Origin of the sequence: Moorena sp. SIO4E2 (assembly GCF_010671945.1) — a bacterium.
Classification (GTDB): domain Bacteria; phylum Cyanobacteriota; class Cyanobacteriia; order Cyanobacteriales; family Coleofasciculaceae; genus Moorena; species Moorena producens.
Genome location: NZ_JAAHIE010000345.1, coordinates 1 through 8,172, shown reverse-complemented (window position 1 = coordinate 8,172; position 8,172 = coordinate 1). Strand labels below are relative to the sequence as shown.

The window sequence follows — 8,172 nt, the reverse complement described above, 5'->3', positions numbered from 1 at the left end:
AGTTCAGCCAAGGTCGTTTGGCGATTTACTACCGAAGATGCACGAGTCAAACTTAAACACCTATATCCTGTATTTGAACTTGATGAAGACCTAGAATCTAATGCACCAAATTAGCTGTGCCACGCCACTACGTGACTAGAAAGGGATTGGCCGTAGGCCACGCTACGCGAACGCATAGATACCCTTAGGGGTTCTATACCAACTCATCCCCTGCTATAGGTTCTGTATCTGGCACTGATGCTAATATTTGATCAAAACGGTTATAATCTGCTTTTTCACCATAACTCTGCATTAGTTGTACAACTTTATGAGCTTCAATTTTTTCGGTAACAGCACTCAGTAACCACTGCTCGATAGAAACTTGATTTTCTTGAGCAAGACGTTGAATTTCTTTCAACAACGTCTCAGGTAATTGTAAAGGATAATAACTCATTCTATAACTTGCTCCTGTAAATTTAGAGAGTGAACCAACTCTCCTGGTCGAATAACTTTAATACCGAAATATTTGGCAGCTGGCAAAAAATATTGGTAAGCATTCAGCCGTGAACTAAAAGCTCACGCTACTTGAGGTGCGGTCAGCCGTCAGCAGTCAGCTATCAGCTTGTAGGGTGGGCAAAAACAGTTTGATTGTTTTGAGTATTCTAGATTATATTACTTTGCCCACCCTACTTTAATTCGTCTGTTCGCGTAGCGTGCGCGTAGCGCTTAAGCTGATAGCTGATAGCTGATAGCTGATAGCTGATAGCTTACAAATCTTGTACATTATAGCGGTTCTCATAGTAATTAGATACACACAATATTTTTCCCTACTCCCTACTCCCTACTCCCTACTCCCTACTCCCTACTCCCTACTCCCTATTCCCCTAAAGCGCCTCACCAATCAAGGTAAATGCCGCCCAATCTTTCGGATTACCTGACTTCGGAATCATGGTCAACATCGCTTGGCGCAACGCTTGAGCTTTATCCCCTGTGCGGTTAAGATTCCGATAAAACTCCGTCATCAATTCTGTGGTTTTATCATCAGGAATTGACCACAAGGAAACCATCACACTGGGAACACCCGCTGCAACTAAGGAACGAGATAAACCAATAACGCCCTCACTCTTGATTTCACCGACTCCGGTCTCGCAGGCACTGACTACTACCAGTTCTGCACTGAGTTTCATAGTAAAGATTTCTTCCGCAGTTAGTAGTCCGTCCTCTCCTACAGAAGGAGCCAAGGCGATCGCACTCCCAATACCTTTAATACGCTTGGGATCAAATAACCCGTGGGTAGCAAAATGAATATACCTGGCCTTGGGCATCTGGCGTTTAACTAGGGCTTCCGTAGCGTCTTGTGCCAATAGGGGTTTAACATCTAACAGTGAGGCAACGTTTTGAGCTTCTTTTTCCGCACCCTTGAGAGCAGATAATTGCTGAGGTGTTTCTCCAGGAGCTGGTCGTACCTCGGGCATGGTAGGATTACCAACTACCAGGGCAGTTTGGGATGATTTAGGAAGGTTTTTCCGTTTCTGATGGGTTAAGCCCAAGACTTCGATGGAGGGAGCAGTGAGGATGGTGTGTTTCTCAATTAAGTAGTTTCCCTCCTGGTCTTGCAGGGCTGGGAAAGGTACAGAAAACAGTTCTCTGTCAGGAATGAAAATTACACGAGCCTTATCATCTTTGGGCAGTAAGTCTGCAATCGGCTCAATCAAAAGTTGATGAAGCTTTTGTAAGCGTGGTTTCTCAATATTAGGGGAATCGACAATTTTAACAATATCAGTAATTGGGCGCTCGATTGTTACCCCTTCTTCCCACCCTGGTAACTTGAGTCGTAAAGTACCTTGTTGAGGATTAACTTCAACTACTTGCCACCGTTCCTCGAACTGGTCATCCTTGAGTTTGACCCAATCACCCTGGGACGGTTGCCGGGAAGACTGACTACTGCGACATTGACCATGGTCTGCAAGGCAATCATATCCGTTTTTAAGTAGCTGCTGGAGAGAGGTATCTGGAGGTAGTTTAACCAAGCGCCATTCAATTTTGCCCGTAGGCTGGATCACCCAAATAGAGATTCCTCCATCGAAAATAATGGAGTATTCCACGAGTGTGGCCTTCTGCTGCTGGGCAACCTGTTTGATTTTCTTCAGGTTAGGGTAATTTAGTGGAGTATCTAGTTCTGGGGATAACCCCTTTGCCAGTAATTCCGCCAAAGCACGAGCACGCCCCCTTTCCGCAACTTCTAATGCAGCATCGGTTTTATTTCGAGCAATTAGAACTTGCTGCAAAGCGAGATAGGTATTAGATTGCTGCTCGGATAGAGTAATTTTATGGTTATCTGGCAAGCCTGGTCGTAGAGATTCCCTAACCTCCATTGCTTTGGTGAGAAAGGTTTGAGCTTGTTTAAGATCACCTGATTTAAATAGAGCATATCCTAAGTTATGGAGGAAGCCTCCTTCCCTCTGCCGGTATCCTATTGCTCGTGCAATGGTTAAACTCTGCTGGTGGTTTTCAATGGCCTTTGGGTAGTCTCCCAGGTCTTTGTAAGTATTACCGAGATTGCACAGAGAGCAAGCCACACCTGAGCGATTTCCTATTTTTCGGTCAATAGCCAAACTCTGCTGGTGGAAATCAATGGCCTTTTGGTAGTCCCCCAGGGAATTGTAAACATTGCCGAGATTGCCCAGTGAGTCAGCCTCACCTGAGCGATCGCCTATTTTTCGTGCAATGGTTAAACTCTGTTGGTAGTTTTCAATGGCTTTTCGGTAGTCCCCCAGGTTGTTGTAAGCAAGACCGAGATTGTTAACAGAGGAAGCCACACCTTGGCGATTTCCTATTTCTCGTGCAATAGCCAAACTCTGCTGGTGGTATTCAATTGCCTTTGGGTAGTCTCCCAGGTTGTTGTAAGCAAGACCGAGATTGTTCAGTGAGTTAGCCACACCTTGGCGATTTCCTATTTCTCGTGCAATAGCCAAACTCTGCTGGTGGTATTCAATTGCCTTTGGGTAGTCTCCCAGGTCTTCGTAAGTATTACCGAGATTGCCCAGTGAGTTAGCCACACCTGAGCGATCGCCTATTTCTCTTGCAATAGCCAAACTCTGCTGGAGGTATTCAATGGCCTTTGGGTAGTCCCCCAGGTTTTGGTAAGCAATATGGAGATTGTTTAGTGAGTTAGCCAAACCTGAGCAATAGCCTATTTCCAGTGCAATAGTTAAACTTTGCTGGTGGTATTCAATTGCCTTTGGGTAGTCCCCCAGGAAATAGTAAGCAATACCGAGACCATTGAGAGAGTTAGCCACACCTGAGCGATCGCCTATGGCTCGTGCAATGGTTAAACTCTGCTGATGGTTTTCAATGGCCTTTGGGTAGTCCCCCAGGAAATAGTAAGCATTGCCGAGACCATTCAAAGAGTAAGCCTCTCCTGAGCGATCGCCTATGGCTCGTGCAATGGTTAAACTTTGCTGGTAGTTTTCCATGGCCTTTGGGTAGTTCCCCAGGGCATGGTAAGCATTGCCAAGACTTCCCAGAGACTTAGCCTCACCTGAGCGATCGCCTATTTCTCGATAAATAGTGAGTGCCTTCTGCCAAGACTGCAATGCTTCCGGAAATTGAGTCACTTTATACTGTTCAAGACCTTGATTAAGAAGTCGGTCAGCTTCAGCTTTACGGCTTTCTACAGTTTGAGCTAGTGCTGGAGAAACTGGGAATAGGGTTGAAACATTACCTAGCAACGGTGGGGAGAAACTAGCTAGTATACCGAGGAGTGCAATAGTGGCTATTCTAGAAGATTTCATGGTTATTACCCCTATATCAACTTCCAATCAACTCAAAGAACAGAATTCTATTTATTTAACGGTGGTAGAATAGCCAAATCATGCAAGTGCGATCGCAAAACTCATAATTTCCACTAATCTCAATCCAGGAAGTTGTTTCCTCAATTAGCTTGCCCAATCAAGGTAAATGCTGCCCAATCTCTGGGATTCGGTTGTTCTGCCATGGTAGTCAGCATTGCTTGACGCAAAGCTTGAGCTTTATCCGTGGTGTTACCAAGGTTTTGATAAAATCGAATCATCAACTGAGCAGTAGGAGAATCAGAAACTGACCAGAGGGAGACCACAATACTGGGAACTCCAGCAGAGATTAAGGCACGGGACAAACCAATTACCCCATCACCTGTAATGCGCCCCTGTCCAGTGTTACAGGCGCTCAGCACTGCTAGTTCTGCCTTTAATGTTATGTTCAATTTCAGTATTTCCTCAGCACTGAGTAATCCATCATCAGTTGGGGAAGATGCCAAGAGAATAGCGCTACCTAAACCTGTAATCTCGTCCAATACTCCATGGGTAGCAAAGTGAATGAATCTGGCTTGCTCTAGCTGCTGTAGAATAGCTGTTTCCGTAGCTTGCTCACCGATTAAGGGTTGAACACCTAGTAGAAAGGCAATTTCCCTAGCTTCATCTTCAGACCATGGTAGTTGAGGTAGCACTAGAGGTTTTTCCCCTGGTAGAAGCCGAACTTTAGGCATAGTAGGATTACCAACTACTAAAGAGGAATTTTTTTTAGCTGCTTTCCATTGCTTCTTGTCTTGTTCCCGCGCTTTTTGATGGGTTAAATCTAGGACTTTAATCGATGGAGCAGTCAAGATAGTATGTTTCTTAATTAAGAACTCTCCTTCCTCATCTTGTAGAGCAGGAAAGGGAGTGTAAAATAGTTCCTCTTGAGGAATAAATACGACATGGGCATTAGGATCACTGGGCAAGAGGTCAGAAATAGGTTGAATCAGAAGTTGATAGAGTTTCTGTAAACGTTGTCGATGAAAGTGAGGAGAATCAATAATTTTTTTTACATCAGTGATAGGACGATGAATCGTAACTCCTTCTTCCCAATCAAACAGTCTTAGGGTTAATATCCCTTCCTCAGCATTGACCTTAACTATTTGCCATGGATCATCAAACTGGTCATCGTTCAATTTGACTAAATCCCCCTGATCAAGTAGGATTTGGTTCGTATCACTACGACATTGGTCACTGTAGATGATGCAAGCACGTCCTCTAGTAACTAGGTCTTTGAGAGAAGTATTTTGAGGTAGTTGGACGGAGCGAAACTGGATTGAACCCGTAGGCTGGATCACCCAGATGTAAAGTTCTTGAGAGGAAACAAGGGAGTATTCTACAAGAGTGGCATTTTGCTGTCGAGCAATTTGCTTAATTTCCTCTAGTTTGGGATATGTTACTGGAGAATTAGACTTTGATGGTAAGTTCTTTGCTAATAATTCCGTCAAGGCACGAGCACGTCCCCTCTCGGCAATTTCCAATGCAGCATCGGTTTTATTTCGAGCAATTAGAACTTGCTGCAAAGTGCGATAGGTATCAGATTGCTGCTCGAAGAGGGAAATTTTATGGGTATCTTTCAAGTTTGTGCGTAGAGATTCCCTAACCTCCATGGCTTCGGTGAGGGTGGTTTCAGATTGATTAAGATTACCTGATTTAAATAGAGCTAATCCTAAGTTATTGAGGGATATGCCTTCCCCCTGCCGGTCTCCTATTTCTCGTGCAATAGCCAAACTTTGCTGGAGGTTTTCAATGGCCTTTGGGTAGTCCCCCTGGGAACTGTAAGCACTGCCGAGATAAGCCAGATAGTGAGCCTCACCTTGGCGATTTCCTATTGCTCGTGCAATGATTAAACTCTGCTGGTGAAACTCAATCGCCTTTGGGTAGTCCCCCAGGTAATTGTAAGCATTGCCCAGATTGTTCAGAGAGTTAGCCTCACCAAAGCGATCGCCTATTTCTCGTGCAATGCTTAAAGTTTGCTGGAGGTTTTCAATGGCCTTTGGGTAGTCCCCCAGGTAATTGTAAGCAATGCCAAGATTGCCCAGAGAGTTAGCCACACCTTGCCGGTCTCCTATTTCTCGTTTGATAGCCAAACTCTGCTGGTGCTTTTCAATGGCCTTTGGGTAGTCCCCTAGGGAATTGTAAACATTACCGAGATTGGCCAGAGAGTTAGCCACACCTTGCCAGTCTCCTATGTCTCGGTGAATAGCCAAACTCTGCTGGTGAAACTCAATCGCCTTTGGGTAGTTTCCCAGGTAATTGTAAGCATTGCCAAGATTGTTCAGAGATCCAGCCTCACCTTGCCGGTCTCCTATTTCTCGTTTGATAGCCAAACTTTGCTGGAAGTTTTCAATGGCCTTTTGGTAGTCACCCAGAAAATGGTAAGCAATACCGAGATTGCCCAGAGATCCAGCTTCATCTTGCCAGTCTCCTATTTCTCTTACAATAGCCAAACTCTGCTGGTGAAATTCAATGGCCTTTTTGTAGTCCCCCAGGTGTTGGTAAACATTGCCAAGATTGCCCAGAGAGTAAGCCTCACCTTTCCGGTCTCCTATTTCTCGATAAATAGTGAGTGCCCTCTGCCAAGACTGCAACGCTTCCCGAAATTGACTCACTTTAGACTGCTCCATACCTTTATCAAAAAGTCGGTCAGCTTCAGCTTCACGTCTTTCTGAAGTTTGAGCTAGTTCTGGAGAAAGGAATAGCGTTAAAATATTACCTAGCAACGGTGGTGAGAAACTAGCTAACAAAGCCAAAAGGATAATTAATCTAAGTCTTAGATATTTCATGGCCATTACACAAACAAGAAGGGAACAGGTAATAGGGGGATTTTTCTGTTCAAAATTCCCCCATTACCTCGTTAATTTTCAGCAGTACAACAATCAACTAAGGGCTTTGAGTCAATCTCTTCCAAACCCACCTGCTGCAACAACTCCATCCAGTCCTGATCGAGTGATTTATCCTGGGGATTAGCCAAACGCATTTCAGCGAGAGTAGTTAGGGCATCAAACCACAACCCTTGTTTGGCATAAACAGCAATACGCTTCCTTGGATTCTTGTCCTCTAACTGCTTTTCTAAATCAGAACTTATCGATACTCTTTCAACTCCACCATTAACGAAAGCATCATCTAATCGGTCTATTAATCGGCCAGTGGGATTGCAAATCACAGAGAAACGCCAACGATATAAATCTTCAGTAACAAGTTTTGAAACCGTTTCTGGTAGAGTTATTTTGACAATTCCCGGTGTATTTTTGAGCGTGAACGTTTCTTTGTAGACTTGATTATATTCCTTATCCCGCAGCAAAAATTCTGCTGGGATTTTCCTAGCCTGAGAATAGGAAACATAAAACCAAAAAGTAGGATTATCACTAGTAGTTAAGCCAAAATTAGTACCAGGAACCAAAGCAATAGCTGAACAATAGTCCCCACGAGTTCCTGCACCTTTACGTTGACCAGGCGCTCCTTTAGGAGGTAGAGTAAATTTTAATCCTTTGACCAAATTCGTGACTGGTTTAATTATCTCTAGCGCTGTCACTGGGTTAGGTTCCAAACTAAATAACCAAGTCAGACTCAGACCAATAATTATCTTTTGTAGACGCCATTTATTATGATTCATTGAATCTCTCCCAATAGTTGATATATCAAGTATGTCATCAAGCTATTTAATGAAGATGCAAACCTGAAACTTAGAAAGCAGCCATCTAAACCACCTGAAAGTTTGAGGCTGGAAAAAATTAACCTATTTATATAACAGTGTTAGTTTTGAAAATTATGCAAAATACTGGAATTACTTTTTTCAGCGTTGCTGTATTGAAGTCTGAATTGGCGATCGTTTGATTTTGCTAAAGCCCCCTAAATCCCCCAAATTTTGGTGACTTTTAGAGTTTTGTATCCCCCAAAATAGGTAGCTATCGAGGAAAATTATACCCAAAATAAGCAAATACATTTTGTCAATTACCCAAAACCGAGCAACTCATAGATACAGTCCTCTTGTAACCAACAATCATCCCTGTAGCCACAAAAGCCAAACCCGAAGGCACTAAAGGTATCCACCAACCTTGAATAAAGACAACAAAGCAAACACCAGATAAAACTACCAGATTGGCCATACCCACTCCCACCCAATGAAAGAGTCGTTTACAGACCAAAACCAAGAAACCCCCTAGACTGCCCCAAGCCCAAATCCACAAAAACTCTCCCCACTCGGACCATACCCACAAGGGTTGTTGTCCATCTTTCACCGCACTCAGAATCTGACTAACCATCTGAGCATGAATAAAGACACCACGCATCTCTATAGTCTGGTTTGAATTCCGAGTAAAAGGAGTGGAAAAATCATCTTGAACGCTAGGGGCAGTAA

At 43.8% G+C, this 8,172-nt stretch carries 5 protein-coding genes; all 5 read right to left on the bottom strand.

Features of this window, described 5'->3' with window-relative positions; all coding sequences use genetic code 11:
• Positions 1-193 precede the first annotated feature (193 nt).
• A complete protein-coding gene (locus tag F6K37_RS26560; RefSeq protein WP_287253355.1) occupies positions 194-433 on the bottom strand; it encodes a CopG family transcriptional regulator in 240 nt (79 codons plus the stop codon).
• A 430-nt stretch (positions 434-863) separates the two neighbouring features.
• On the bottom strand, positions 864-3,773 hold the full coding sequence (locus F6K37_RS26555) for a CHAT domain-containing protein (RefSeq protein ID WP_287253353.1): 2,910 nt from the start codon (positions 3,771-3,773) through the stop codon (positions 864-866).
• A gap of 140 nt (positions 3,774-3,913) precedes the next feature.
• Entirely contained in the window at positions 3,914-6,598 is a 2,685-nt protein-coding gene (locus tag F6K37_RS26550) for a CHAT domain-containing protein (RefSeq protein WP_287253350.1), read from the bottom strand.
• Positions 6,599-6,669: 71 nt separating this feature from the next.
• Positions 6,670-7,428, bottom strand: coding sequence for a DUF928 domain-containing protein (locus F6K37_RS26545; RefSeq protein ID WP_287253348.1), 759 nt, complete (start codon positions 7,426-7,428; stop codon positions 6,670-6,672).
• Positions 7,429-7,762: 334 nt separating this feature from the next.
• Positions 7,763-8,172 (bottom strand): CHASE2 domain-containing protein (locus F6K37_RS26540; protein WP_287253346.1); only part of this gene is annotated, 410 nt, incomplete at its 5' end.